This is a genomic window from Klebsiella sp. JB_Kp004, from assembly GCF_040065795.1.
Taxonomy (GTDB): Bacteria; Pseudomonadota; Gammaproteobacteria; order Enterobacterales; family Enterobacteriaceae; genus Klebsiella; species Klebsiella quasipneumoniae.
Map to the genome: position 1 here is coordinate 52,817 of NZ_JBEAKW010000050.1, position 25,018 is coordinate 77,834.

The following is a 25,018-nucleotide window of genomic DNA, read 5'->3' on the forward strand; positions in this document are numbered from 1 at the left end:
CGCCGCCCTGTCACAGGGCGGCGGCGGAAGATTAACGCGGTTCGCCGATCGGCAGCACGGTGCGGCCGAACTGCTCGTTCAGCACTTCGCCCATCGCCAGGTAAATGGCGCTGGCGCCGCAAACCAGGCCGACCCAGCCAGCAACTTTCACGATGCCTTCGTTATCCACCAGATGACCAATCGCCAGCAGCGCAAACAGCACCGTCAGGCTCAGGAACACGAACTGCAGCATGCGTGCGGCTTTCAGCGTACCGAAGAACATGAACAACGTAAAAATACCCCACAGGCCGAGATACATGCCGAGGAAGTGCGCGTTCGGCGCATCAGCCAGGCCCATTTTCGGCATCAGGAGAATAGCAACCAGCGTCAGCCAGAAGCTGCCGTAGGAGGTAAAAGCGGTCAAGCCAAAGGTGTTGCCTTTTTTGTATTCCAGCAGGCCGGCAAAAATTTGCGCAATGCCGCCGTAAAAAATGCCCATCGCCAGGATAGCTACATCGAATGCGAACAGGCCGCTATTCGCCAGGTTAAGCAGAATAGTGGTCATTCCGAAGCCCATAAGGCCCAGCGGTGCCGGATTAGCCAACTTAGTGTTGCCCATAATTCCTCAAAATTATCATTAAAAGGGAAGCATTACCCCGCGACTTGGCGGCGGGGCGCGGCATAATAATGAGGCGCGGAAAGGCTGTCTATGATCTGGCGGGGTATTTTTCACCAATTTCAGTTGCGCCCGACGACGAGTGGAGCATTTGTCGTAAACAGGCAATATGCAGAACCGCGGGGATGGTGACCCGATAAGCGCTGCCGCTTACCGCTTTCACGCTGTTCAGCGCGGCGCCAAGCGGCCCCCCCAGCCCGGCGCCGCGTACCAGGCCATGGCCGATGACGCTCACGGCGGCGTGCGTGCGCAGAATGGCGGTTAACCGCTCATCGAGTAGCAGGGCAACGCCTTCACTCAGCTTGCGGCGCCTCAACAGATGGGGCAGCAGGCTTTCCAGCTCATGACTCCGGCACTCCACCGCGGCGAGAAACTGCGTTTTTTGTTCCTCATCCAGCTTATTCCAGCTGTGCTGCAGAAAATGCGTCAACAACTGTTGCTCGATCTGCGGCGTCGTCATCTGTTTATCGACCTTCGCCTTTAGCCTTTTACACACATCCAGCAGGATGGCGCGATAAAATTTGCCATGGCGGCGCAGCGTATTGGCGATGCTGTCGCCGCCGAAATGCTGTAGCTCGCCGGCGATCAACTGCCAGTTGCGGCGATAGCGCTCCGGGTGGCCCTCCATAGACAGAAAGGTCTCGTTGCGCAGCAGCGTACTGGAGAGACGGGGTTTGCCATTTTCCCCGTGGGTCAGAATACGGGTAAACGCTTCCAGATGCGCCTCGCTGCACTCAGGCAGAAAGGCGAGATCGTCATCATCCAGATAGTTAATATGCATAACGTTTTCTCTCGGGCAGGGGACGACGTTAGTCGTCGCCGATAATTTTCAGTGAGGCCATATCTGAGGAGTTGACCGTGTGGCCGGAGAAGGCGATTTTTTTCACACAGCGCTTGTTGTCGTTATCGCTGTTGAGGGAAATCCAGCCGGTGGTGTGGCCCTCTTTGATCCCGGCGGGCACGTTCAGGGTGTGGCTGGCGCCGTGGCTGGCCTTAAAGTAGACCGTTGCTCCGGAGAGCTGAATATCGCCGCGTTCGGCGCTGAGCTGAATACGTTTGACCACCCGGCAGACGGGAAGCTTCAGCGTCAGATCGTTGGTCTCATTGCGCGGCATGGCTATCACGCCGAGGATCTTATGGTCGTTGGCGGCCGCCGAGGTGATAACTGACACGCTAAGGATAAGCCCGGCTGAAAGCCGGAATAGTGATTTCATTAATCTGTCCCCTGAATAAGTAAAGTGCGAGGGCGGGGATCTTATCACTGCGAAAACGGGGCTTTTAGCGCACAAGTATTGCGTTTTATGTCAATGATATTATGAATATATTCGGTTTTTTTTATTCGTTACTTGTATGGGTGTTTCGCCATCTTTTTTGCCGCCCGACAACATCGTTTGCTAGGCCATCGACGGCAGCGGGCGAGGGCGTCGGCTGGCCTTCGACAAAAAATTTTTCTGCTTGCCCCTTGATGCCGGGGTGGGCGACCCCATCTTGTAGTCAACCGCAGTGAAGAACCTGAAAAAAAATGATGTCTGGGCAGTTGAAACCGCACGTTTCGCCCTTATTACAGGTTCACAACCACATGTTGATCGAATTTTTAGTGGAGACGTTTAGATGGGTAAAATTATTGGTATCGACCTGGGTACTACCAACTCTTGTGTAGCGATTATGGATGGCACTACTGCACGCGTGCTGGAGAACGCCGAAGGCGATCGCACCACGCCTTCTATCATTGCCTATACCCAGGATGGTGAAACTCTGGTTGGTCAGCCGGCTAAACGTCAGGCAGTGACAAACCCGCAAAACACCCTGTTTGCGATTAAACGCCTGATTGGCCGCCGCTTCCAGGACGAAGAAGTTCAGCGTGACGTTTCTATCATGCCATACAAAATTGTTGCCGCAGACAATGGCGACGCATGGCTGGATGTGAAGGGCACCAAAACTGCACCGCCGCAGATCTCTGCTGAAGTGCTGAAAAAAATGAAGAAAACGGCTGAAGATTACCTGGGTGAACCGGTAACTGAAGCGGTTATCACCGTACCGGCTTACTTCAACGATGCGCAGCGTCAGGCAACCAAAGATGCTGGCCGTATCGCCGGTCTGGAAGTCAAACGTATCATCAACGAACCGACCGCGGCCGCGCTGGCGTACGGTCTGGATAAAGAAGTTGGCAACCGCACGATCGCGGTTTACGACCTCGGTGGTGGTACTTTCGATATCTCTATTATCGAAATCGACGAAGTTGATGGCGAAAAAACCTTCGAAGTACTGGCGACCAACGGTGATACCCACCTGGGCGGCGAAGACTTCGATACCCGTCTGATCAACTACCTCGTTGATGAATTTAAGAAAGATCAGGGCATTGACCTGCGCAACGACCCGCTGGCGATGCAGCGCCTGAAAGAAGCCGCTGAGAAAGCGAAGATTGAACTGTCTTCTGCTCAGCAGACCGACGTTAACCTGCCTTACATCACGGCAGACGCGACCGGTCCGAAACACATGAACATCAAAGTGACGCGTGCGAAACTGGAAAGCCTGGTAGAAGACCTGGTTAACCGTTCCATCGAGCCGCTGAAAGTAGCCCTGCAGGATGCCGGTCTGTCCGTTTCCGATATCAACGACGTCATCCTCGTTGGTGGTCAGACTCGTATGCCGATGGTGCAGAAGAAAGTGGCCGAGTTCTTTGGTAAAGAACCGCGTAAAGACGTTAACCCGGACGAAGCCGTGGCGATCGGTGCTGCCGTTCAGGGCGGTGTACTGACCGGTGATGTGAAAGACGTTCTGCTGCTCGACGTGACCCCGCTGTCGCTGGGTATCGAAACCATGGGCGGCGTGATGACTGCGCTGATCAGCAAAAACACCACTATCCCGACCAAGCACAGCCAGGTGTTCTCTACCGCTGAAGACAACCAGTCCGCGGTTACCATCCATGTGCTGCAGGGTGAGCGTAAACGCGCGTCTGATAACAAATCTCTGGGTCAGTTCAACCTGGATGGCATTAACCCGGCGCCGCGCGGCATGCCGCAGATCGAAGTGACCTTTGACATCGATGCTGACGGTATCCTGCACGTCTCCGCGAAAGACAAAAACAGCGGTAAAGAGCAGAAGATCACCATCAAAGCGTCTTCCGGTCTGAATGAAGAAGAAATTCAGAAAATGGTTCGCGAAGCGGAAGCTAACGCCGAATCTGACCGTAAGTTCGAAGAGCTGGTACAGACCCGTAACCAGGGCGACCATCTGCTGCACAGCACTCGCAAGCAGGTTGAAGAAGCAGGCGATAAACTGCCGGCTGACGACAAAACTGCCATCGAGTCTGCGCTGACCGCGCTGGAAACTTCGCTGAAAGGTGAAGACAAAGCGGACATCGAAGCGAAAATGCAGGCGCTGGCGCAGGTTTCCCAGAAGCTGATGGAAATCGCCCAGCAGCAGCATGCGCAGCAGCAGGCGGGTTCCGCTGACGCTCAGGCGAGCAACGCGAAAGACGACGATGTTGTCGACGCTGAGTTCGAAGAAGTGAAAGATAAAAAATAATCGCCCTTTGAACGGGTAAAACACTGGCACGGGCGAAGAGGTTTCCTCTCCGCCCGTGCACGCATGTTAAGGGGCTGAAAAACACCGATGGCAAAGCAAGATTACTACGAGATTTTAGGCGTCTCCAAAACAGCGGAAGAGCGTGAAATCAAAAAGGCTTATAAGCGCCTGGCCATGAAGTATCACCCGGACCGCAACCAGGGTGATAAAGAGGCCGAAGCCAAATTTAAAGAAATCAAAGAAGCGTATGAAATCCTGACTGATGCCCAGAAGCGTGCGGCCTACGATCAGTACGGCCATGCGGCCTTTGAGCAGGGCGGCATGGGCGGCGGCGGCGGTTTTGGCGGCGGTGCGGACTTCAGCGATATCTTTGGCGATGTTTTCGGCGATATCTTTGGCGGCGGACGTGGCCGGCAGCGCGCGGCGCGCGGCGCCGATCTCCGTTACAACATGGAGCTGACGCTGGAAGAAGCGGTTCGTGGCGTCACCAAAGAGATCCGTATTCCGACGCTGGAAGAGTGCGACGTCTGCCACGGCAGCGGCGCCAAAGCAGGCAGCAAACCGCAGACCTGTCCGACCTGTCATGGCGCGGGCCAGGTACAGATGCGTCAGGGTTTCTTTGCAGTACAGCAGACCTGTCCGCACTGTCAGGGACGCGGTACGCTGATTAAAGATCCGTGCAATAAATGTCATGGTCACGGCCGCGTTGAGAAGACCAAAACCCTGTCGGTTAAAATCCCGGCGGGCGTGGATACCGGCGACCGGATCCGTCTGGCGGGCGAAGGCGAAGCCGGCGAGCATGGCGCACCGGCAGGGGATCTGTACGTTCAGGTTCAGGTGAAGCAGCACGCTATCTTTGAGCGTGAAGGTAATAACCTGTACTGCGAAGTGCCGATCAACTTCACCATGGCTGCGCTGGGCGGTGAGATTGAGGTTCCGACGCTCGACGGTCGCGTCAACCTGAAAATTCCGGGTGAAACCCAGACCGGCAAGCTGTTCCGCATGCGTGGGAAAGGCGTGAAATCCGTTCGCGGCGGCGCGCAGGGCGATCTGCTGTGCCGGGTGGTGGTGGAGACGCCGGTGGGGCTGAACGAGAAGCAGAAGCAGCTGCTGAAAGAGCTGCAGGAAAGCTTCGGCGGCCCGACCGGGGAAAACAACAGCCCGCGTTCGAAAAGCTTCTTTGACGGTGTGAAGAAGTTTTTTGATGATTTGACTCGTTAATCATTTCCGTCATTGCTGATAAAAAGCCTGAGATTGAGAAATCCCAGGCTTTTTTATTTGTTCTTGATGCATCCATTAATTTAACTCTTTGATTCAGAATCTTTATTTTATTGAATCAGGAGTATTAACAGCGTTCTTCCCATTGATTTATTTTTCCCTTATGGCATAACCTACATGCATTTAATATATGTGCAGTTAATCTCAATAGGGCTTTATTATTTATAACATGAATAATTGATGGTCTGGTCATTTCGATGTTGCTGGGGCATTATGTCTTAATCATCCAGGATAAAGCCCGAACGTTTCATCTGTGGTTGCCCAAATGGGTATTGTCGGACGTCGCTCAAATCAATAACGTCCTTGCTCGCCAGTTATGACAAAAATAGGTAACAGACAAGTGCGTTATGATCGTGCCGGATATTTATAAATAATAACTTACCCTCACTAAAACAACATATTTTGACACATGCCTGATAATACCCATCGTCCCTTTTGATATGAGATTTTCATCACTATTTTGACGGTGTGTTTCGCTAACAATAAGCGCCGCAGAAAAGTAGTGTATGGCTATGGACGAATTATAACTTTGGGAAATACTTTCAATGCCTCGGATAAAAAATACGCTATTGGCTTGTACGATACTTGCAGCATCCTTGGGCTTTAGTCACTCCGTACAAGCATCTTTGGACTACCAATATTCTTTTGGATCGATTAATGCAGGTTATGCTGACTGGAACAGCGGCTTTGTCGATGTTGGTCGTGGTGAAGTCTGGAAAGCCACAGCTGATTTTGGCGTCAATTTTAAAGAAGCTGAATTCTATTCTTTTTTTGAAAGTAATGTACTCAACCATTCTGTCGCGGGACGTAACCATACGGTTTCAGCGATGACGCATGTTCGCCTTTTTGGCTCTGACTATACGCTCTTTGGCAAGATTTATGGCCAGTGGGAAAATACGTGGGGGGATGATCTGGACATGTTTTATGGTCTTGGTTATCTGGGATGGTCCGGGAAATGGGGATTCTTTAAACCTTACCTCGGACTCCACAATGAGTCGGGTGATTATGTTTCGCCAAAATATGGACAAACAAGCGGCTGGAACGGGTATGTGCTGGGCTGGACGGCAGCTTATAACTTCACACTGTTTGACGAGAAATTTGTTCTGTCAGACTGGAATGAAATTGAATTTGAGCGAAATGATGCCTACGCGGAACAGCAACACGGTGATTATGGCATTAATGGCGGTTTAACGCTGGCCTGGAAATTTTATCCTCGCTGGAAGGCAACGGTAACCTGGCGTTATTTTAAAAACAAATTAGGTTATGACGGCTTTGGCGATCAAATGATTTATATGGTTGGGTATGAATTTTAAAAAATGTCAAAGGAGTTAAAATGAAAAGAACAGTTGTTGCCAGTATGATTGGGCTGGCGCTATGTGCCGGGAGCGCGCTGTCAACAGCACATGCCGCAACAGAAAAGCGTCCTAATTTGGTTATTATTCTGGCTGATGATTTAGGGTATGGCGATCTTGCAACTTATGGACATCCCATTGTCAAAACCCCGAATATCGACAAACTGGCGCAGGAAGGGGTGAAATTCACCGATTATTATGCGCCTGCGCCGCTGTGCTCTCCCTCCCGTGCGGGTCTGTTAACCGGTCGTATGCCATTTCGTACCGGTATTCGCTCATGGATCCCGGAAGGCAAAGATGTTGCATTAGGGCGTAATGAACTGACCATCGCCAATCTGTTGAAACAGCAGGGCTATGACACGGCGATGATGGGCAAACTGCACCTGAATGCAGGTGGAGATCGTACCGATCAACCCCAGGCAAAAGATATGGGGTTTGATTACAGTCTGGTGAATCCGGCGGGATTTGTCACGGATTCCACGCTGGATAATGCCAAAGAGCGTCCTCGCTACGGGGTGGTGCATCCGACAGGATGGCTACGCAATGGGCAACGAATTGGTCGCGCAGATAAAATGAGCGGTGAATTTGTCAGCTCTGAAGTGGTGAACTGGCTGGATAATAAGAAAGATGATAAGCCGTTCTTCTTATATGTCGCGTTTACTGAGGTGCACAGCCCGCTGGCTTCGCCGAAGAAGTATCTCGATATGTACTCGCAATATATGAGCGCGTACCAAAAACAGCATCCAGACCTGTTTTATGGCGACTGGGCTGATAAACCGTGGCGTGGCACGGGGGAGTACTACGCGAACATCAGTTACATGGATGCTCAGGTCGGTAAAGTGCTGGATAAAATTAAGGCAATGGGCGAAGAAGACAACACCATCGTGATTTTCACCAGTGACAATGGCCCGGTAACGCGTGAGGCGCGTAAGGTGTATGAGCTGAACCTGGCGGGTGAGACCGATGGTTTGCGTGGCCGTAAAGATAATCTGTGGGAAGGCGGCATCCGCGTTCCGGCGATTATTAAATATGGCAAACATCTGCCGCAGGGGATGGTGACGGATACGCCGGTTTCCGGTCTTGACTGGATGCCGACGCTGGCGAAGATGATGGATTTTACACTCCCGAACGATCGCACGTACGATGGCCAGTCTTTGGTTCCGCTGCTGGAACAGAAGCCGCTGGAGCGTAATAAGCCGTTGATCTTCGGCGTTGATATGCCATTCCAGGACGATCCAACCGATGAGTGGGCGATCAGGGATGGCGACTGGAAGATGATCATCGATCGTGAAAATAAACCGAAATATCTCTACAACCTGAAGACCGACCGTTACGAAACGCTCAATCAGATTGGCAAACGGCCGGATATTGAGAAACAACTGTACGATAAGTTCCTGAAGTATAAAGCAGACATCGATAACGATTCGTTAATGAAAGCCCGTGGCGATAAGCCGACGCCGGTCACCTGGGGCTAACCGAATAACCATAAAACCGTAGTATGCCACTTAGGGCGATGCCCGCCTGATTCGGTGTTTAAACTGAATCAGGTTCTTTTTATTGGGATGGACATAGCGATCATGCGAAGAAAGAGCTGTCAGGTCATGATTAAACCGACAGGTTCAGTATGCAATCTTGATTGTAAGTACTGCTTCTATCTGGAAAAGGAAAAGCTCTACCCGGAGCGAAAGCGCAACTACAGAATGTCAGACGAGATGCTGGAACGCTTCATTAAACAACATATTGCCGCGCAAGAGGTTGATGAGGTGATTTTTGCCTGGCAGGGCGGAGAACCGACGTTGATGGGGCTGCCTTTTTATCGCCGGGCGATCGAACTCCAGCAGCGTTATGCTGCGGGAAAAACGATTGTGAATACCTTCCAGACGAACGGCATTTTGATCGACGACCAATGGTCTGAGTTTTTTCGGGCCAATCAATTCCTGGTCGGTATTTCCATTGACGGTGATGCAGCCTTGCATGACGAATGGCGCGTTACGCGCTCGGGAAAAGCGACGCATGCGAAAGTTGAACAGGCCATACAATGTCTGCACCGCCACGGCGTTGAATTTAATACGCTGACGGTTGTTAATCAGAGCAATATGCGCCATCCGCTTCAGGTATATCGCTATCTGAAGAGCATCGGCAGCCGTTATATGCAATTTATCCCTTTGGTGGAAAGAAGCAGCGAAAAGAGCGGCCTTGGGCTGGCGCACCCTGAGGACAGGCAAACAAAAATGATGCCGTGGTCGGTTGATCCGCTACAGTTTGGCCATTTTCTTAACGCTATTTTTGATGTATGGGTCCGCGAAGACATTGGCGACATAGGCATACAGATGTTTGAACAGACGCTTGCCGCCTGGTGTGGGTTGCCTCCCCAGGTATGCGTATTCGCGCCAACCTGCGGCAGCGCGTTTGCGATGGAGATGAACGGCGACGTTTATAACTGCGATCATTTTGTTTATCCGCAGTACAGGCTGGGAAATATTCAGGATACAACGCTACATGCGATGAATAATAGCGCGCAAAACCAGCAGTTTGGTGATGATAAAAGCCACTCAATGGCGCAGGAGTGTCGCTCTTGTCAGTGGCAATTTGCCTGCTACGGCGGCTGCCCCAAGCACCGCTTCTTGCTATCCGCGACGGGCGAGAGAAACCACAACTATTTGTGCGCGGGTTATAAGGCATTTTTTTCGCATAGCGCGGTAATAATGAGCGCCATGAAAACGCTCCATCAGAATGGTTTTTCACCGGCAGAGATAAAATCAATATTTGTTTGAAAATCATACCGTCACAGGGAGTTAATCATGTTTTCTCAGGTTAATGTCGATAGTTGCAAAACGCCAGGCTGCAAAAACCTGGGCGTGTTGAACAGCCCCGATTACCAGAACCAGGGGAAAAATGTGTTATGCAGGGCATGTGGTTTTCCTTTTCCTGTGATTTCGGCAAGATCGCTGAATCTTTTTCGCCAGTCGGTAAATCGGGTATGGAAAGGATTGATAAAATCCTGCCCCGGATGCGGCGGCGTCTCACTAAAAAAGTATGGCTTTTCCGCGCAGGGGGAGCCACGCGTCTGCTGCCAGCAGTGCCATAAAACATTTCTTTATCCCGTCAGATATAAAACCGATCCGCGCCAGGATTATCTTGCCGCACTCATCCAGGATGGGGCTTCGCTGGCGGATATCCGATCCGCCCTTGCGTTAGACAGTACCGGACTAAGCCGTGAATTACAGAAGTTATCCCGCAGGGCAAATCAGGCGGAACGTGAGTTTGCCTTTCCCGCTTTCGACATTACCCTCAGCACCCGCGCTTTTCGGGTTAAATTTAACGGCGGTGACAATTTTCTGTATGTGCTGGTCACCGCCGAGGAGACTACCGGTCGGATTATATCCGTAACAACCAATTATTCACTCCAGCCCGTTGAAACGGAGTATCAATACCACTCTTATTACGAAGAGCGCCTGCCGCCCGGTACGCTGGTACATCTTGTGCAACGGAAAGAAGCGATAACGATGCGGCGCGCAACGCTTTTTGATGTGGATTACGGACCGGCGGCGTTATACAAAAACGATCCGGGGATGCTGGTCAAACCCGTATTGCCGGCTTATCGCCATTTTGAATTAGTCAAAACACTGACAGATGCACGTTCCCTCAATATTCAACACTACATCGATCAGGAATGTTTTATATTGGGTGGCTGCCTGATGGCGAATTTGCAGCAGGTTCAACAGGGGCGATGCCATATCTCATTTGTCAGAGAGCGAGGCATGACGCCGCCGCTGCATGATATCCCGCCGCGCCTGTTTATGGGCGGAGGGAACCGCAACAATGTCTGGCGGACCTTCTCTACACGGGACTATGCGATGGCGGTTTGTAACCTAACCGGCAATAAAAAAACGGCCAATCTGCGGCACGCCACGTTAAATGGCGCGACGAAATTTATTCAATACCTGCACGCGCATCCTTTTTTGCCGCAGCTAAATCGCCTGTCTCCGGCGAACGTGACCGTGACGCTGGATTGTCTGAAATATGAATATAATAAAAGACAGAAAATGTGGGACGATCTGCGCGGTTAATTCTGCTTTCGTCAACGCCTGGCCTTTTGCTGCCCAGTCTATCATTGTCTTATCCCTCCTCTTTAACTCGTAAAAATCGAGCATTAGCGCAACTTAAATCTGATTTTTTCGAGTTATCAGTCTGTGTATTATACTTTTATCGAGTTATTCACCAACAGGATGAAAGTAAAAGTGAAACATCTGCAACGATTCTTCAGTAGCGATGCTTCCGGCGGCATTGTCTTAATCATCGCCGCGGCGCTGGCGATGGTCATGGCCAATACCAGCGTGACCAGCGGTCTGTATCACTCCTTCCTTGATACGCCTGTACAGCTGCGGGTGGGGGCGCTGGAGATCAACAAGAATATGCTGCTATGGATCAATGATGCCCTGATGGCGGTGTTCTTCTTGCTGATTGGCCTGGAGGTTAAACGCGAGCTGATTCAGGGCTCGCTGGCGAGTCGCCGTCAGGCGGTCTTTCCGGTGATTGCCGCGCTCGGCGGGATGATCGTCCCGGCGCTGGTCTATCTGGCCTTTAACGCTCAGGATCCTGTCGCCAGAGAGGGTTGGGCGATCCCGGCGGCGACGGATATTGCCTTTGCCCTCGGCGTGCTGGCGCTGTTAGGCAGCCGCGTCCCGACGGCGCTGAAGATTTTCCTGATGGCGCTGGCGATTATTGATGACCTTGGGGCTATCGTGATTATCGCGCTGTTTTATACCCACGACCTGTCAATGCTCTCGCTGGGCGTGGCGGCGGCGGCGATTGCGGTGCTGGTGGTTCTGAATCTGAGCGGCGTGCGACGCACCGGGATCTATATTCTGGTCGGTGCGGTGCTGTGGACCGCGGTGCTGAAGTCCGGCGTTCACGCGACGCTTGCCGGGGTCATCGTTGGCTTTATGATCCCGCTCCAGGAGAAGCAGGGTCAGTCACCGGCTAAAGTGCTTGAGCATGTCCTGCATCCGTGGGTGGCGTTTATGATCCTGCCGCTGTTTGCCTTCGCCAACGCGGGCGTCTCGCTGCGGGGGGTTACGCTTGATGGACTGACGTCGCTGCTGCCCCTGGGTATCATGGCCGGCCTGTTTATCGGTAAGCCGCTGGGGATCAGCCTGTTCTGCTGGCTGGCCCTGAAGCTGAAGTGGGCCTCGCTACCGGAGGGGACCACCTGCCGGCAGATTATGGCGGTGGGCATTCTGTGCGGGATTGGCTTTACGATGTCGATTTTTATCGCCACGCTGGCCTTCGCCAATGTCGATCCCGCGTTAATCAACTGGGCCAAGCTTGGCATCTTAATTGGATCGGTGGTATCAGCTGTTACCGGCTACCTCATACTGCGTCAGCGCGTAACGGATACTCGCCTCGCGGTATAACCTTTCTGCAGGAGGGCCTGCCAGGCTCTCCTGGACATTATCAGGGAGAGAAGCATGTCACATATCAACTACAACCATCTGTACTACTTCTGGCACGTCTATAAAGAAGGGTCTGTCGTGGGCGCGGCGGAGGCGCTGTTTCTGACGCCGCAAACCATTACCGGGCAGATCAAAGCGCTGGAGGAGCGTCTGCAGGGAAAGTTATTTAAGCGCAAGGGAAGAGGGCTGGAGCCGAGCGAGCTCGGGGAGTTGGTCTTTCGCTACGCCGACCGGATGTTTACCCTGAGCCAGGAGATGCTCGACATCGTCAACTACCGCAAAGAGTCGAATCTGCTGTTTGACGTCGGCGTGGCCGATGCGCTATCGAAACGGCTGGTCAGCGGCGTACTGGATGCCGCCGTTGTCGAAAGCGAGCAGATCCATCTGCGCTGTTTTGAATCCACCCATGAGCTGCTGCTGGAGCAGCTGAGCCAGCATAAGCTCGATATGATTATCTCTGACTGCCCGATCGACTCGACGCAGCAGGAAGGGCTGTTTTCGGTGAAGATTGGCGAGTGCAGCGTCAGCTTCTGGTGCATGAACCCGGCGCCAATGAAGCCGTTCCCGGCCTGTCTTGAAGAGCGACGGTTGCTGATCCCTGGTCGACGCTCAATGCTGGGACGTAAGCTGCTGAACTGGATTAACGTGCAGGGGCTGAAGGTGGAGATCCTCGGCGAGTTTGACGACGCGGCGCTCATGAAAGCCTTCGGCGCCGCGCATAATGCGATTTTTGTCGCGCCGACGCTCTACGCGCATGATTTCTACCATGATGAATCGATTGTCGAAATTGGCCGCATGGATAGCGTGATGGAGGAGTATCACGCCATTTTCGCCGAACGGATGATTCAGCATCCGGCGGTACAGCGCATCTGCAATCGCGATTATTCGTCGCTGTTTACTGAACCCAGATAGCCGGAAAGCGTGGGCTGGCGTGGCTCAGGTCGCGCCAGGACGGGAAAGATGACAGGCATAAAAAAACCCGCTTTCGCGGGTTTTTTCACAAAGCGACAACAAGCAGCGATTAAGCCAGTTTGTTGATCTGAGCGGTCAGGTTAGCCTTATGACGCGCAGCTTTGTTTTTGTGGATCAGACCTTTAGCAGCCTGACGGTCCACGATCGGTTGCATTTCGTTAAATGCTTTTTGTGCAGCAGCTTTGTCGCCAGCTTCGATAGCTGCGTATACTTTCTTGATGAAAGTACGCATCATAGAGCGACGGCTAGCGTTGTGCTTGCGAGCCTTTTCAGACTGAACGGCGCGCTTCTTAGCTGATTTGATATTAGCCAAGGTCCAACTCCCAAATGTGTTCTATATGGACAATTCAAAGGCCGAGGAATATGCCCGTTTAGCCTTCTTTTGTCAATGGATTTGTGCAAATAAGCGCCGTTTAACACCACAGCGCTTCATTACGTAGTGATGGCGCAAGATTCTACCAGCTTGTCGCAGGCGAATACAGCTTTTCCACCATAAAAATCGCCGGGGGCGGGCGGTTTTCCCGCTGACTCGCGCTGAGTGAATGAATTCCTGAGAACTTTCGTTGCCGAGGAGCAATCGCTGGTTAACGTTGACAGTTGTACAAGGTATACTCGGACGATTTTCACTGTTTTGAGCCAGACATGAAGCTGATACGCGGCATACATAATCTCAGTCAGGCCCCGCACGGGTGCGTGCTGACCATTGGCAATTTTGACGGCGTGCATCGTGGGCATCAGGCGCTGCTGCAGCGCTTGCGCGAAGAGGGCCGCCAGCGCGGTTTACCGGTGGTGGTGATGATTTTCGAACCCCAGCCGCTCGAGCTCTTTGCCGCCGATAAAGCCCCGGCGCGGTTGACCCGCCTGCGTGAAAAGCTGAGCTATCTGGCTGAAAGCGGGGTCGACTATGTGCTGTGCGTTCGCTTCGACCGCCGGTTCGCCGCGCTGACGGCGCAGGATTTTATCAGTGAACTGCTGGTGCGCCGCCTGGGCGTGCAGTTCCTTGCCGTCGGTGACGATTTCCGCTTTGGCGCTGGTCGCCAGGGGGATTTCTTGTTATTACAAAAGGCGGGGGCGGAATACGGCTTCGACGTCACCAGCACCCAAACCTTCTGCGAAGGCGGGGTGCGGATCAGCAGCACGGCGGTGCGTCAGGCGCTGGCTGATGACGATCTCCTGTTGGCGGAGACGCTGCTCGGCCATCCGTTTAGCATTTCCGGACGCGTCGTGCATGGCGACGAACTGGGCCGTACCATAGGTTTTCCGACGGCGAACTTACCGCTGCGTCGTCAGGTTTCCCCGGTTAAAGGGGTCTATGCGGTAGAAGTGACAGGGCTGGGCGACAAGCCGATCGCCGGCGTCGCCAATATTGGCACCCGTCCAACGGTAGCGGGCGTGCGTCAGCAGCTCGAAGTGCATCTGTTGGACGTTGTAATGGACCTCTACGGTCGCCATATCAATGTAGTACTGCGTAAAAAGATACGTAATGAGCAGCGGTTTGCGTCGCTCGACGAGCTGAAGGCGCAAATCGCACGTGATGAGTTAACGGCCCGCGAATTATTTGGGCTGACCAGCCAGGCCTGAGCCACTGGTGTTTATCAAACCGAAATACGGAACCGAGAATCTGATGAGTGACTATAAATCGACCCTGAATTTGCCGGAAACAGGGTTCCCTATGCGTGGCGACCTCGCCAAACGCGAACCGGGAATGCTGGCGCGTTGGACCGATGATGACCTGTACGGCATCATTCGTGCAGCCAAAAAAGGCAAAAAAACCTTCATTCTGCATGATGGCCCTCCTTATGCGAATGGCAGTATTCATATTGGTCACTCGGTTAACAAGATTCTGAAAGATATTATCGTTAAGTCCAAAGGACTGACGGGCTATGACTCGCCTTACGTTCCGGGCTGGGACTGCCACGGTCTGCCGATCGAGCTGAAAGTAGAGCAGGAATACGGCAAGCCGGGCGAGAAGTTCACCGCCGCAGAATTCCGCGCCAAGTGCCGCGAATATGCCGCTCTGCAGATCGAGGGTCAGCGTAAAGATTTCATCCGTCTCGGCGTGCTGGGCGACTGGTCGCATCCGTATCTGACCATGGACTTCAAAACCGAAGCCAACATCATTCGCGCGCTGGGTAAAATCATCGGCAACGGTCACCTGCATAAAGGCGCCAAGCCGGTGCACTGGTGCGTAGACTGCCGTTCCGCGCTGGCGGAAGCGGAAGTGGAGTATTACGACAAGACTTCTCCATCCATCGACGTGGCGTTCCACGCGGTAGATAAAGCCGCGGTGCTGGCGAAATTCGGCGTCGCCGACGTCAACGGCCCGGTGTCGCTGGTTATCTGGACCACCACCCCGTGGACCCTGCCGGCTAACCGCGCCATCTCCCTGTCGCCAGAGTTCGACTATGCGCTGGTGCAGGTGGACGGTCAGGCGCTGATCCTGGCGAAAGACCTCGTTGAGAGCGTGATGAAGCGCGTTGGCGCGGCTGATTACACCATCCTGGCGGCGGTGAACGGCGCCGAGCTTGAACTGATGCGTTTCCAGCATCCGTTCCTCGATTTCGACGTGCCGGCGATCCTTGGCGACCACGTGACGCTGGATGCCGGTACCGGTGCGGTGCATACCGCCGGCGGCCACGGTCCGGACGATTACACGATCAGCCAGAAATACGGTCTGGAAATCGCTAACCCGGTTGGCCCGGACGGGGCTTATCTGCCAGGCACCTATCCGTCTCTGGACGGTATCAACGTCTTCAAAGCCAACGATATCATCGTTGAGATGCTGCGTGAGCGCGGCGCGCTGTTGCATGTGGAAAAAATGCAGCACAGCTATCCGTGCTGCTGGCGCCACAAGTCGCCAATCATCTTCCGCGCCACCCCGCAGTGGTTCGTGAGCATGGATCAGAAAGGTCTGCGCGCGCAGTCCCTGAAAGAGATCAAAGGCGTGCAGTGGATCCCGGACTGGGGCCAGGCGCGTATCGAATCGATGGTCGCCAACCGTCCTGACTGGTGCATCTCCCGTCAGCGTACCTGGGGCGTGCCGATGTCGCTGTTCGTGCATAAAGAAACTCACGAACTGCACCCGCGTACCCTTGAGCTGATGGAAGAAGTCGCGAAGCGTGTTGAAGTCGACGGCATCCAGGCGTGGTGGGATCTCGATTCCCGCGACATCCTTGGCGATGACGCTGACAGCTACGAGAAAGTGCCGGATACCCTCGACGTCTGGTTTGACTCCGGGTCGACCCACTCTTCCGTGGTTGACGTGCGTCCGGAATTCGCCGGTCACGCCGCCGATATGTATCTGGAAGGCTCCGACCAGCATCGTGGCTGGTTCATGTCCTCTCTGATGATTTCCACGGCGATGAAAGGTAAAGCGCCATATCGTCAGGTACTGACCCACGGCTTCACCGTCGATGGTCAGGGCCGCAAAATGTCCAAGTCTATCGGCAACACCGTTAGCCCGCAGGACGTGATGAACAAGCTGGGCGCCGATATCCTGCGCCTGTGGGTGGCTTCCACCGACTACACCGGCGAAATGGCGGTCTCAGACGAGATCCTCAAACGCGCCGCGGACAGCTATCGTCGTATCCGTAACACCGCGCGCTTCCTGCTGGCCAACCTGAACGGTTTCGATCCGGCAAAAGACATGGTCAAACCGGAAGAGATGGTGGTGCTGGATCGCTGGGCGGTCGGCTGCGCGCAGGCGGCACAGGAAGATATCCTGAAAGCCTACGAATCCTACGACTTCCACGAAGTGGTGCAGCGCCTGATGCGCTTCTGCTCCATTGAGATGGGCTCGTTCTACCTCGACATCATCAAAGACCGTCAGTACACCGCCAGGGCGGACAGCCTGGCGCGTCGCAGTTGTCAGACCGCGCTGTTCCACATCGTGGAAGCGCTGGTGCGCTGGATGGCGCCGATCATGTCCTTCACCGCGGACGAAATCTGGGGTTACCTGCCGGGCGAGCGTGAGAAATACGTCTTTACCGGCGAATGGTATCAAGGTCTCTTCGGTCTGGCCGACAACGAAGCGATGAATGACGGCTTCTGGGATGAGCTGCTGAAAGTCCGTGGCGAAGTCAACAAAGTGATTGAACAGGCGCGTGCGGATAAGAAAGTCGGCGGCTCGCTGGAAGCCTCGGTGACGCTGTATGCTGATGCCGATCTGGCCGCTAAGCTCAACGCGCTGGGCGATGAATTGCGATTTGTCCTGTTGACCTCCGGGGCGAACGTCGCAGACTATGCGAGCGCGCCTGCTGATGCCCAGCAGAGCGAACTGCTCAAAGGACTGAAAGTCGCATTGAGCAAAGCTGAAGGTGAGAAATGCCCGCGCTGCTGGCATTACACCACCGATATCGGCAAGGTGGCGGAACACGCGGAAATCTGCGGACGCTGTGTGAGCAACGTCGCCGGTGACGGCGAGCAACGTAAATTCGCCTGATGAGTAAATCGATTTGTTCAACGGGGCTACGCTGGCTGTGGGTGGTCGTAGCCGTGCTGATTATCGATCTGGGCAGCAAATTCCTGATCCTCCAGAACTTCGCTCTGGGGGAGACGGTTCCGCTGTTCCCGTCGCTTAATCTGCATTATGCCCGCAACTATGGCGCGGCCTTTAGCTTCCTCGCCGACAGCGGCGGCTGGCAGCGCTGGTTCTTTTCCGGGATCGCCATCGGCATTTGCGTGGTGCTGACGGTGCTGATGTACCGTTCGAAGGCGACGCAAAAGCTGAACAATATTGCCTACGCCCTGATTATCGGCGGCGCGCTGGGCAACTTGTTCGATCGCCTGTGGCACGGCTTTGTGGTCGATATGATCGACTTCTACGTCGGCGACTGGCACTTCGCCACTTTCAACCTCGCCGATAGCGCTATCTGCATCGGCGCGGCGATGATTGTGCTGGAAGGCTTCCTGCCGAAACCGACCGCAAAAGAGCAGGCGTAAATGTTAATGCCGGGTGGCGCCACGCCAGCCCGGCCTACAGAATGTGTGGTCTCCCGTCGCCCGGTAAGCGTAGCGCCTCCGGGCAACAGGTGACCGAAAACAAGCGAGCAATTTGCATGTCTAAATCCGTACAAAGCAACAGCGCGGTTCTCGTTCACTTCACGCTGAAGCTGGACGATGGATCCACCGCCGAGTCAACCCGTAACAATGGCAAACCGGCGCTGTTTCGCCTCGGCGACACCTCCCTGTCTGAGGGGCTGGAGCAACAGCTTCTTGGTCTGAAAGAGGGCGAGAAAAAGGCCTTTTCGCTGGAGCCTGACGCCGCATTTGGCGTCCCGAGCCCGGACCTGATTCAGTATTTCTCTCGCCGCGAGTTTATCGACGCCGGCGAGCCGGAGATCGGCGCGATTATGCTCTTTACCGCAATGGATGGCAGCGAAATGCCTGGCGTGATCCGTGAAGTGAACGGCGATTCCATCACCGTCGACTTCAACCATCCGCTGGCCGGGCGCACCGTTCATTTTGATATTGAAGTGCTGGAGATCGATCCGGCGCTGGAGGATTAACATGCAGATCCTGTTGGCTAACCCGCGCGGCTTTTGCGCTGGCGTTGACCGCGCTATCAGCATTGTAGAAAACGCGCTGACGCTGTACGGCGCGCCGATCTATGTTCGTCATGAAGTGGTGCATAACCGCTATGTGGTGGATAGCCTGCGTAAGCGCGGCGCCATTTTTATCGAACAGATCAGCGAAGTACCGGATGGCGCGATCCTGATCTTCTCCGCTCACGGCGTATCGCAGGCGGTACGGAATGAAGCGAAGAGCCGCGATCTGACGGTGTTCGACGCCACCTGTCCGCTGGTGACGAAAGTGCATATGGAAGTCGCCCGCGCCAGCCGCCGTGGCGAAGAGTCGATTCTGATCGGCCATGCCGGGCACCCGGAAGTTGAAGGCACGATGGGGCAGTACAATAACCCGCAAGGGGGCATGTACCTGGTCGAGTCGCCGGAAGACGTTCTCAAGCTGGAAGTCAAAAACGACGCCCGGCTGTCGTTTATGACCCAGACCACCCTCTCGGTGGATGATACCTCGGATGTGATTGACGCGCTGCGCGCGCGTTTCCCGAAAATCGTCGGCCCGCGCAAAGACGACATTTGCTATGCCACCACTAACCGTCAGGAAGCGGTGCGCGCGCTGGCGGAGCAGGCTGACGTGGTGCTGGTGGTTGGTTCGAAAAACTCCTCCAACTCAAACCGCCTCGCCGAACTGGCGCAGCGGATGGGTAAGGCGGCTTACCTGATTGACGATGCCTCCGATATTCAGGAAGCGTGGGTCAAGGATGCTGCCTGCGTCGGCGTGACGGCGGGCGCGTCGGCGCCGGATATTCTGGTGCAGAACGTCATTACCCGCCTGCAGGAGCTGGGCGGCGGCGAAGCCGTACCGCTGGAAGGCCGGGAAGAGAATATCGTCTTTGAAGTGCCGAAAGAGCTGCGTGTGGATGTCCGTGAAGTAGAGTAAGTTCTTTCCGTCAGCAGTATGAGAAGATGCCAGACTTAACGTCTGGCATTTTTTTTAGGGAGAAACCATGCGCTTACCGATCATTCTTGATACAGACCCGGGCATCGACGATGCTGCCGCTATTGCCGCGGCGCTGTTCGCCCCTGAGCTGGATCTGCAGCTGATGACCACCGTGGCGGGCAATGTCTCGGTAGAGAAGACGACCCGTAACGCGCTGCAGCTGCTGCACTTCTGGCATGCCGATGTGCCGCTGGCGCAGGGCGCCTCGATGCCGCTGGTGCGTCCTCTGCGCGATGCCGCCTCGGTGCATGGCGAATCCGGTATGGAAGGGTATGACTTTGTTGAGCATTACCGGCAGCCGCTGGCGAAGCCGGCCTTCCAGGCGATCCGCGATGCGCTGATGCATGTTGCCGAGCCGATCACTCTGGTGGCGATTGGCCCATTGACCAATATTGCGCTGCTGCTGACCCAGTATCCCGAATGCGTGTTCAACATTCGCCGGCTGGTGATCATGGGCGGCTCGGCGGGCCGGGGCAACTTTACGCCGAATGCCGAATTCAATATTGCCATCGACCCGGAAGCCGCCGCGAAAGTCTTCCACAGCGGGCTGGAGATTGTCATGTGCGGACTGGACGTCACCAATCGGGCGCTGCTGACGGCGGATTATCTGGCGACCCTGCCGACGCTGAATCAGACCGGTAAAATGCTCCATGCGCTGTTTAGCCACTATCGCAGCGGCAGTATGAGCAGTGGTCTGAGAATGCACGATCTCTGCGCTATCGCCTGGCTGGTCCGCCCGGAACTGTTCACCCTACAGCCGTGTTTTGTGGCGGTGGAGACGCAGGGAACCTGGACCGCCGGCGCCACGGTGGTGGATATCGAAGGGCGACTGGGCCAGCCGGCCAATGCCCAGGTGGCGCTGGATATCGATGTCGAAGGGTTTCAGCGCTGGGCGGCGGAGGTGATCGCCCTGGCGCCGTAATACTCACCCAATCTTCAAGGAGAGAAGTGATGACCTATGGACAGGCGTATTTAAGCGGCTGGAAAGAGACCTTTAATTTTAGCGGCCGGGCCAGCCGACAGCAGTTCTGGACGTTTTTTCTTATCAATCTACTGATCGCCAGCGCGCCGCTGGCCGTCTGGTGGCTGGCAACCAGCATTAACCCTCAATACGGCATCCTCAGTTTTGTTGTTATTCCCTTTGCTGCGCTGTGGTTGCTGCTGATGACTCTCCCTCTGCTGGCGATCGGCTGCCGGCGGATGCATGATATCGGCCGCTCCGGGCTCTGGTTCGTGCTGGGGATTATCATTCCGTGGTTTGCGGTTATTTCGCTGGCGCTATGCTGCCTGCGTTCAGCGTCGGCACCGTCTCGCTGAGATAATCAATCATCGCCCGCATTCTGGCGGGCATATGCTTATCTCCCGTCCAGAGCAGCCACAGATCGCCAGAGTAGCTGCTGATAAATTCCCATTCGGGCAGCACCTGCACGATGTCGCCATTCGCCAGCGCCTCGCGGGCGGTGAACAGCGGCAGGCTGCCGATCCCTAAATGCTGTCTGACCGCGTCGAGGCGCACGGCGGTATGGTTGGCGGCGTACCGCCCGTATGTTTGCACCGTTTCGGTTCTCCCTTCCCGACGGAACTTCCAGCGCGCGTCGGCGGGCGTTTCGCCAAGGCTGATGCAGCTGTGCGCGCGCAGTTCCTGCGGCGTGCGCGGCATACCGTGGCGCTGTAAATAGGCCTCAGTGGCGCAGATAACGTGCGTGACTGGCATCAACGGTTTGCCATGCAGACCGGGCGAGGGGGTATCGGTGATGCGTAACGCCAGATCGATACCGTCATCGATAAAATCCAGAGGGCGATCTTCCAGCCGCAGGCAGACGTCAACCTGCGGGTAACGCTGAAAAAACGCCATCATCAGCGGATGGATCACGAAGCGGCCGACGGCTTTCGGCACGCTGAGCGTCAGCTTTCCCTGGGCGACCGTTTGGCGACTGCCGGCGGAATCCATCGCCTGTCGCGCCGCTTCCAGCATCTGCTGGGCATGCTGATACACCGTTTCCCCGGCATCGCTCAGACGCAGCTTGCGGGTGGTACGCTGCAGCAGTTTGCAGCCCATCTCTCGCTCCAGCCGCGACACGCTGCGGCTAACGGCGGAAGGGGTAATGCCGCTCTGGCGGGCGACGGCGGAGAAGCTGCCCTGGTCGACGATCTGGACGAAAAGGGCAAGGTCGGGCAGGAGGCTGAGATTCATTTGTGCTCCCGGAGCAAGAGTGCATTGGCGGGTGATAGGATTATCGCTGTCGGTATTAATAATATACTGGGCGGACAGAGAGGAGAATCACTATGACTGAACGGGTTTATTACACCAGCGACGCTACCGATGGGCGCGCCCAGATCATCGCCTGCACTGCGGAAGCGGATGGCCGCTACGCCATCGAACTGGATCGGACGCTGTTTCACCCGCAAGGGGGCGGTCAACCGGCGGATCGCGGCTGGATAGCTGGTCAGGCCGTTGAGACGGTTATTGTGCGTGGCGACAGCGTGCTGCATATTCTGTCGCAACCGCTTCCCCTCGGTGAAGTGGAGATGAGAATAGATGCCTCCGCGAGACAACTGCATGCCCGCCTGCATTCCGCCGGCCACCTGCTTGGCCTGGCGGGCGAACAGCTTGGCTGGCAACCGGTGAAAGCGCACCACTGGCCTGGCGAGGGGCGGATCGCTTTCACCGGCGGGAACCACGCCGTGATACCCGACGCCAGCGCGCTGCTGAGCCAGGTGAAGGCATGGCAGGCGCAGAACCTCCCGCGTCAGGTGATCTTCGCTGAGGGTTTGCGCATGGTGGGGTTTGGCGAACTGCCCGCCTATCCCTGCGGTGGCACACACGTCGCCCGCCTGGCGGAGCTGGGCGACATTCTTATCAGTCAGATTAAGATGAAGAAGGGGCAGCTGGTGGTCAGCTATTCCCTGGCGTAAACGTTTCAGACCTGCTCAGGGGAGGTCTGTTTGCCGCGATAAATACGCTCCGGTCGACCAACCTTGCCGTAGCTAATTTCCGCTTCCAGAAAGTCGTTCTTCACCCCTTGTTCCAGATAACGGCGGGCGGTGGTTTTGCTGCTGCCAAGGATACGCGCCAGCGAGTCGGCGGTATGCACCACCCCCGTGTCGGCAAACAGCTGGAGTACGCGCTGAAAGGTGCTTTCATCGATCCCACGTAGCGGTGCGCTGGCCGGTTCCGTCTGTTCCCGAGCCTGAATATTAAACAGCGCATCGACGTGGATCTGGCTGGCTTGTTCGCTGGAACGCAGCGAGCTGCGATAGCGAGCGAAGCGCTCCAGGGTGTGCTGCAGGCGCTGATAGTGCACCGGCTTAATCAGATAGTCGAACACCCCCAGGCGCAGTGCTTCGCTGATGGTATCCATATGATTATCAGCGGTAATAAAGATAATCCGCCCCTTGTAATGGGTACTGACCGCATGGCGGATCAGGTCGATACCTTTGCCGTCAGGTAAGAAATTATCCAGCAGGATCAGCTGCGGTTGATACAGTCTGAGTTGTTTCCTGGCGCTCTCGAGTTTATCCGCAATGCCAATGACGTCGAACTGGGGAAACTGTTTGATGTTATCCACCAGGATCTCCGCCAGCATAGGTTCGTCTTCAACGATAAGAGTGGTGATGCTATCCATGATGTTCATCTCGGGTCAGGGGAATATAAAGAGTAAAGATGGTGCCAAAAGGAATGTTATTTTCGACGACGATGCTGCCGCCTGCCTGTTCCACGTAGCTGCGAACCAGCCAGAGTCCGATGCCATGATCTTTGCTGACGCTGCTGGTGACGCCGCGCTCGAAGATCCGATCGCGCAGCGTCTCGTCAATGCCGCATCCCTGATCGGCGACCTCGATAATCACCTCGTGGCCGTCACTGTTGATCAGGCACTCTATCTGCCTTGAGCCCTGCGGCTGTTGCAGGCTGGCATTGTAGGCGTTATCAAGCAGATTCCCCACGATCGAGATCCATTCGTTGTGAGAAAGGGCGGTGGGTAATCTGTCGACGAAGCAGGCTGGATCGAAAATCAGCTCAAGTCCAAGCTCTTTGGCCCGGTAATATTTGCCGATCAACAGCCCGGCCAGGTGGTTGTCCTGGAAATTACGCGCGATAAAATCGATGACCTTCTGGTGACTTTCCGACTGCTGTTGGATCAGATCCAGCGCATGATCGTAGCGTTTAAGAAACAGCAGGCCGGCGATGGTGGAGATCAGATTGCGATGTTCATGCTGCACGGCGCGCAGGTTATCGGCATATTGTTGTACCTGGCTAAGCTGCAGGCTGAGGGTGTTGATATCGTCTTTACTACGAAAGCTGATCACCCAGCCCTGTGGCTCATTATTTAAGATCACCGCCATCCGGCTGGCGATCACTTTGATCTGATTGAAGGTGACGATCTCGTCTTTTTTATTGGTCTGCGGCGCATCGTAGAAGAAAGCCTCCTGCGAAATCACGCTGCTGATCCCTTTACCGATAAGCGTCGTTTCCGGTTGGCTCAGGTTGAGCAGCCGGCGGGCAGTCTGATTAATCGCGGTGATCTTGTAACGGGAGTCGATGGCGATAAGCCCTTCGAACACGGATTCAAACAATACGCTTTGCTGGATCAACAACTGCGACAGCTGTTGGGGTTCCATATTCAGCATCTGCTTTTTGATATGCAACGAGAAGCGGCGGGCGCAGTAGAGCAGGAGCAGTAACATGATCGCCATCGGGATCAGCAGCGAGCTTATCTGCAGGCTGAGCCAGTTCTCTAACTGTTCAATGGTATAGCCTACCGACACAATGCCGATCACCTTGCCGGTCTCGTCCTGAATCGGTGATTTACCGCGCAGCGAGGAGCCCAGCGAGCCTTTGCGCACTGACACGTAGCTTTTCGCGTTTAATAGTGCTTCATCGCTATCGCCGCCCTCCATCGATTTGCCGATTTCATCAGGGTTGACGTGATAGAGGCGCTGGCCGTTAGCATCACCGACGGTGATATAGGTGGCGTCGGAGAACGAACGCATGGGGTCGATAAGCGCTTTGATTCTGGCGAGGTCGCGTTTCTGAACCGCCTCGACCAGCTCCGGCATCGCCGAAATCTGCATTGCCTGAATCAGCGCCCGCTGCCCGACCTGGTAATGCAGACGCTCTTCGGTGATGTCTGTCAGATACCATGACATCGCCAGCATAACGATCGTCGAGGTGAATAAGATCAGCAGGAAGATGCGATTCTGAAACGATCGCCTGGCAAACCAGTGGGTGATTTTTCGGGTATACATAGCGCCAATAG

At 55.0% G+C, this 25,018-nt stretch carries 23 protein-coding genes and 1 pseudogene; 17 read left to right on the forward strand and 7 right to left on the reverse strand.

All coding sequences use genetic code 11. From position 1 onward, the window contains the following. Positions 1-31 precede the first annotated feature (31 nt). The 3 genes from satP to ABLX76_RS23635 all read right to left on the reverse strand — a co-directional run bounded on the left by satP (position 32) and on the right by ABLX76_RS23635 (position 1,869). Positions 32-598 carry an acetate uptake transporter gene (gene satP / locus ABLX76_RS23625; RefSeq protein WP_032452395.1) on the reverse strand — a complete coding sequence of 189 codons (567 nt, stop codon included), beginning with the start codon at positions 596-598 and terminating at the stop codon, positions 32-34. Positions 599-686: 88 nt separating this feature from the next. Next, a complete protein-coding gene (gene msyB, locus ABLX76_RS23630; RefSeq protein ID WP_032452396.1) occupies positions 687-1,436 on the reverse strand; it encodes an acidic protein MsyB in 750 nt (249 codons plus the stop codon). A 28-nt stretch (positions 1,437-1,464) separates the two neighbouring features. Further along, complete coding sequence (locus ABLX76_RS23635) at positions 1,465-1,869, reverse strand: DUF2541 family protein (RefSeq protein ID WP_023291916.1); 405 nt, start codon at positions 1,867-1,869, stop codon at positions 1,465-1,467. Between the two features lie 397 nt (positions 1,870-2,266). Between ABLX76_RS23635 and dnaK the strand changes: the two genes are divergently transcribed. The 8 genes from dnaK (at position 2,267) to nhaR (ending at position 13,181) form a co-directional block, all read left to right on the forward strand. Continuing rightward, positions 2,267-4,183, forward strand: coding sequence for a molecular chaperone DnaK (gene dnaK / locus ABLX76_RS23640; RefSeq protein WP_023291917.1), 1,917 nt, complete (start codon positions 2,267-2,269; stop codon positions 4,181-4,183). An 87-nt stretch (positions 4,184-4,270) separates the two neighbouring features. Beyond that, complete coding sequence (gene dnaJ, locus ABLX76_RS23645; RefSeq protein ID WP_002887955.1) at positions 4,271-5,404, forward strand: molecular chaperone DnaJ; 1,134 nt, start codon at positions 4,271-4,273, stop codon at positions 5,402-5,404. 602 nt (positions 5,405-6,006) lie between these two features. Continuing rightward, the gene (locus tag ABLX76_RS23650; RefSeq protein WP_023291918.1) at positions 6,007-6,774 is read left to right on the forward strand and encodes an outer membrane protein OmpK; all 768 of its coding nucleotides are present in this window, start codon (positions 6,007-6,009) and stop codon (positions 6,772-6,774) included. Positions 6,775-6,794: 20 nt separating this feature from the next. Next, a complete protein-coding gene (locus tag ABLX76_RS23655) occupies positions 6,795-8,288 on the forward strand; it encodes a sulfatase-like hydrolase/transferase (RefSeq protein ID WP_049014573.1) in 1,494 nt (497 codons plus the stop codon). A 99-nt stretch (positions 8,289-8,387) separates the two neighbouring features. Next, a complete protein-coding gene (locus ABLX76_RS23660; protein ID WP_348875372.1) occupies positions 8,388-9,587 on the forward strand; it encodes an anaerobic sulfatase maturase in 1,200 nt (399 codons plus the stop codon). 27 nt (positions 9,588-9,614) lie between these two features. After that, positions 9,615-10,883, forward strand: a complete 1,269-nt coding sequence (locus ABLX76_RS23665; protein ID WP_087848861.1) for a cytoplasmic protein — start codon at positions 9,615-9,617, stop codon at positions 10,881-10,883. Positions 10,884-11,054: 171 nt separating this feature from the next. Then, positions 11,055-12,230 carry a Na+/H+ antiporter NhaA gene (gene nhaA / locus ABLX76_RS23670; RefSeq protein ID WP_044525319.1) on the forward strand — a complete coding sequence of 392 codons (1,176 nt, stop codon included), beginning with the start codon at positions 11,055-11,057 and terminating at the stop codon, positions 12,228-12,230. Between the two features lie 54 nt (positions 12,231-12,284). After that, positions 12,285-13,181 carry a transcriptional activator NhaR gene (gene nhaR / locus ABLX76_RS23675; protein ID WP_023291923.1) on the forward strand — a complete coding sequence of 299 codons (897 nt, stop codon included), beginning with the start codon at positions 12,285-12,287 and terminating at the stop codon, positions 13,179-13,181. 109 nt (positions 13,182-13,290) lie between these two features. On the opposite strand, the gene rpsT is transcribed toward nhaR, so the two are convergent. Continuing rightward, positions 13,291-13,554: a 30S ribosomal protein S20 gene (gene rpsT / locus ABLX76_RS23680; RefSeq protein WP_002887965.1), complete on the reverse strand. Its 264-nt coding sequence runs from the start codon at positions 13,552-13,554 to the stop codon at positions 13,291-13,293. A gap of 116 nt (positions 13,555-13,670) precedes the next feature. On the opposite strand from rpsT, the pseudogene ABLX76_RS23685 reads away from it, so the two are divergent. The 8 genes and pseudogenes from ABLX76_RS23685 to ABLX76_RS23720 form a co-directional block, all read left to right on the forward strand. Continuing rightward, positions 13,671-13,876: pseudogene (locus ABLX76_RS23685) on the forward strand (DUF2575 domain-containing protein); the annotation flags it as partial. Between the two features lie 7 nt (positions 13,877-13,883). Next, positions 13,884-14,822, forward strand: a complete 939-nt coding sequence (gene ribF / locus ABLX76_RS23690; protein ID WP_004204236.1) for a bifunctional riboflavin kinase/FAD synthetase — start codon at positions 13,884-13,886, stop codon at positions 14,820-14,822. A gap of 43 nt (positions 14,823-14,865) precedes the next feature. Continuing rightward, complete coding sequence (ileS, locus tag ABLX76_RS23695; protein WP_243806005.1) at positions 14,866-17,682, forward strand: isoleucine--tRNA ligase; 2,817 nt, start codon at positions 14,866-14,868, stop codon at positions 17,680-17,682. Beyond that, positions 17,682-18,182 carry a signal peptidase II gene (gene lspA / locus ABLX76_RS23700; protein WP_023291926.1) on the forward strand — a complete coding sequence of 167 codons (501 nt, stop codon included), beginning with the start codon at positions 17,682-17,684 and terminating at the stop codon, positions 18,180-18,182. Before ileS ends, lspA begins: the two co-directional genes overlap by 1 nt. 116 nt (positions 18,183-18,298) lie before the next feature. Further along, complete coding sequence (gene fkpB / locus ABLX76_RS23705; protein ID WP_023291927.1) at positions 18,299-18,748, forward strand: FKBP-type peptidyl-prolyl cis-trans isomerase; 450 nt, start codon at positions 18,299-18,301, stop codon at positions 18,746-18,748. A gap of 1 nt (position 18,749) precedes the next feature. After that, positions 18,750-19,700, forward strand: coding sequence for a 4-hydroxy-3-methylbut-2-enyl diphosphate reductase (ispH, locus tag ABLX76_RS23710; protein WP_002887979.1), 951 nt, complete (start codon positions 18,750-18,752; stop codon positions 19,698-19,700). A gap of 67 nt (positions 19,701-19,767) precedes the next feature. Further along, positions 19,768-20,682 carry a ribonucleoside hydrolase RihC gene (gene rihC, locus ABLX76_RS23715; RefSeq protein ID WP_348875367.1) on the forward strand — a complete coding sequence of 305 codons (915 nt, stop codon included), beginning with the start codon at positions 19,768-19,770 and terminating at the stop codon, positions 20,680-20,682. Positions 20,683-20,711: 29 nt separating this feature from the next. Then, positions 20,712-21,077, forward strand: a complete 366-nt coding sequence (locus ABLX76_RS23720; RefSeq protein ID WP_065882783.1) for a DUF805 domain-containing protein — start codon at positions 20,712-20,714, stop codon at positions 21,075-21,077. Here the strand turns inward: ABLX76_RS23720 and ABLX76_RS23725 are convergent. After that, a complete protein-coding gene (locus ABLX76_RS23725; protein ID WP_065882782.1) occupies positions 21,025-21,954 on the reverse strand; it encodes a LysR family transcriptional regulator in 930 nt (309 codons plus the stop codon). The genes ABLX76_RS23720 and ABLX76_RS23725 overlap by 53 nt on opposite strands. Before the next feature lie 92 nt (positions 21,955-22,046). Between ABLX76_RS23725 and ABLX76_RS23730 the strand changes: the two genes are divergently transcribed. Beyond that, the gene (locus tag ABLX76_RS23730) at positions 22,047-22,676 is read left to right on the forward strand and encodes a hypothetical protein (protein WP_086075195.1); all 630 of its coding nucleotides are present in this window, start codon (positions 22,047-22,049) and stop codon (positions 22,674-22,676) included. Positions 22,677-22,681: 5 nt separating this feature from the next. On the opposite strand, the gene ABLX76_RS23735 is transcribed toward ABLX76_RS23730, so the two are convergent. Next, complete coding sequence (locus tag ABLX76_RS23735) at positions 22,682-23,386, reverse strand: response regulator (RefSeq protein ID WP_044525323.1); 705 nt, start codon at positions 23,384-23,386, stop codon at positions 22,682-22,684. After that, the gene (locus tag ABLX76_RS23740) at positions 23,379-25,007 is read right to left on the reverse strand and encodes a sensor histidine kinase (RefSeq protein ID WP_086075196.1); all 1,629 of its coding nucleotides are present in this window, start codon (positions 25,005-25,007) and stop codon (positions 23,379-23,381) included. Before ABLX76_RS23740 ends, ABLX76_RS23735 begins: the two co-directional genes overlap by 8 nt. Positions 25,008-25,018: the final 11 nt, after the last annotated feature.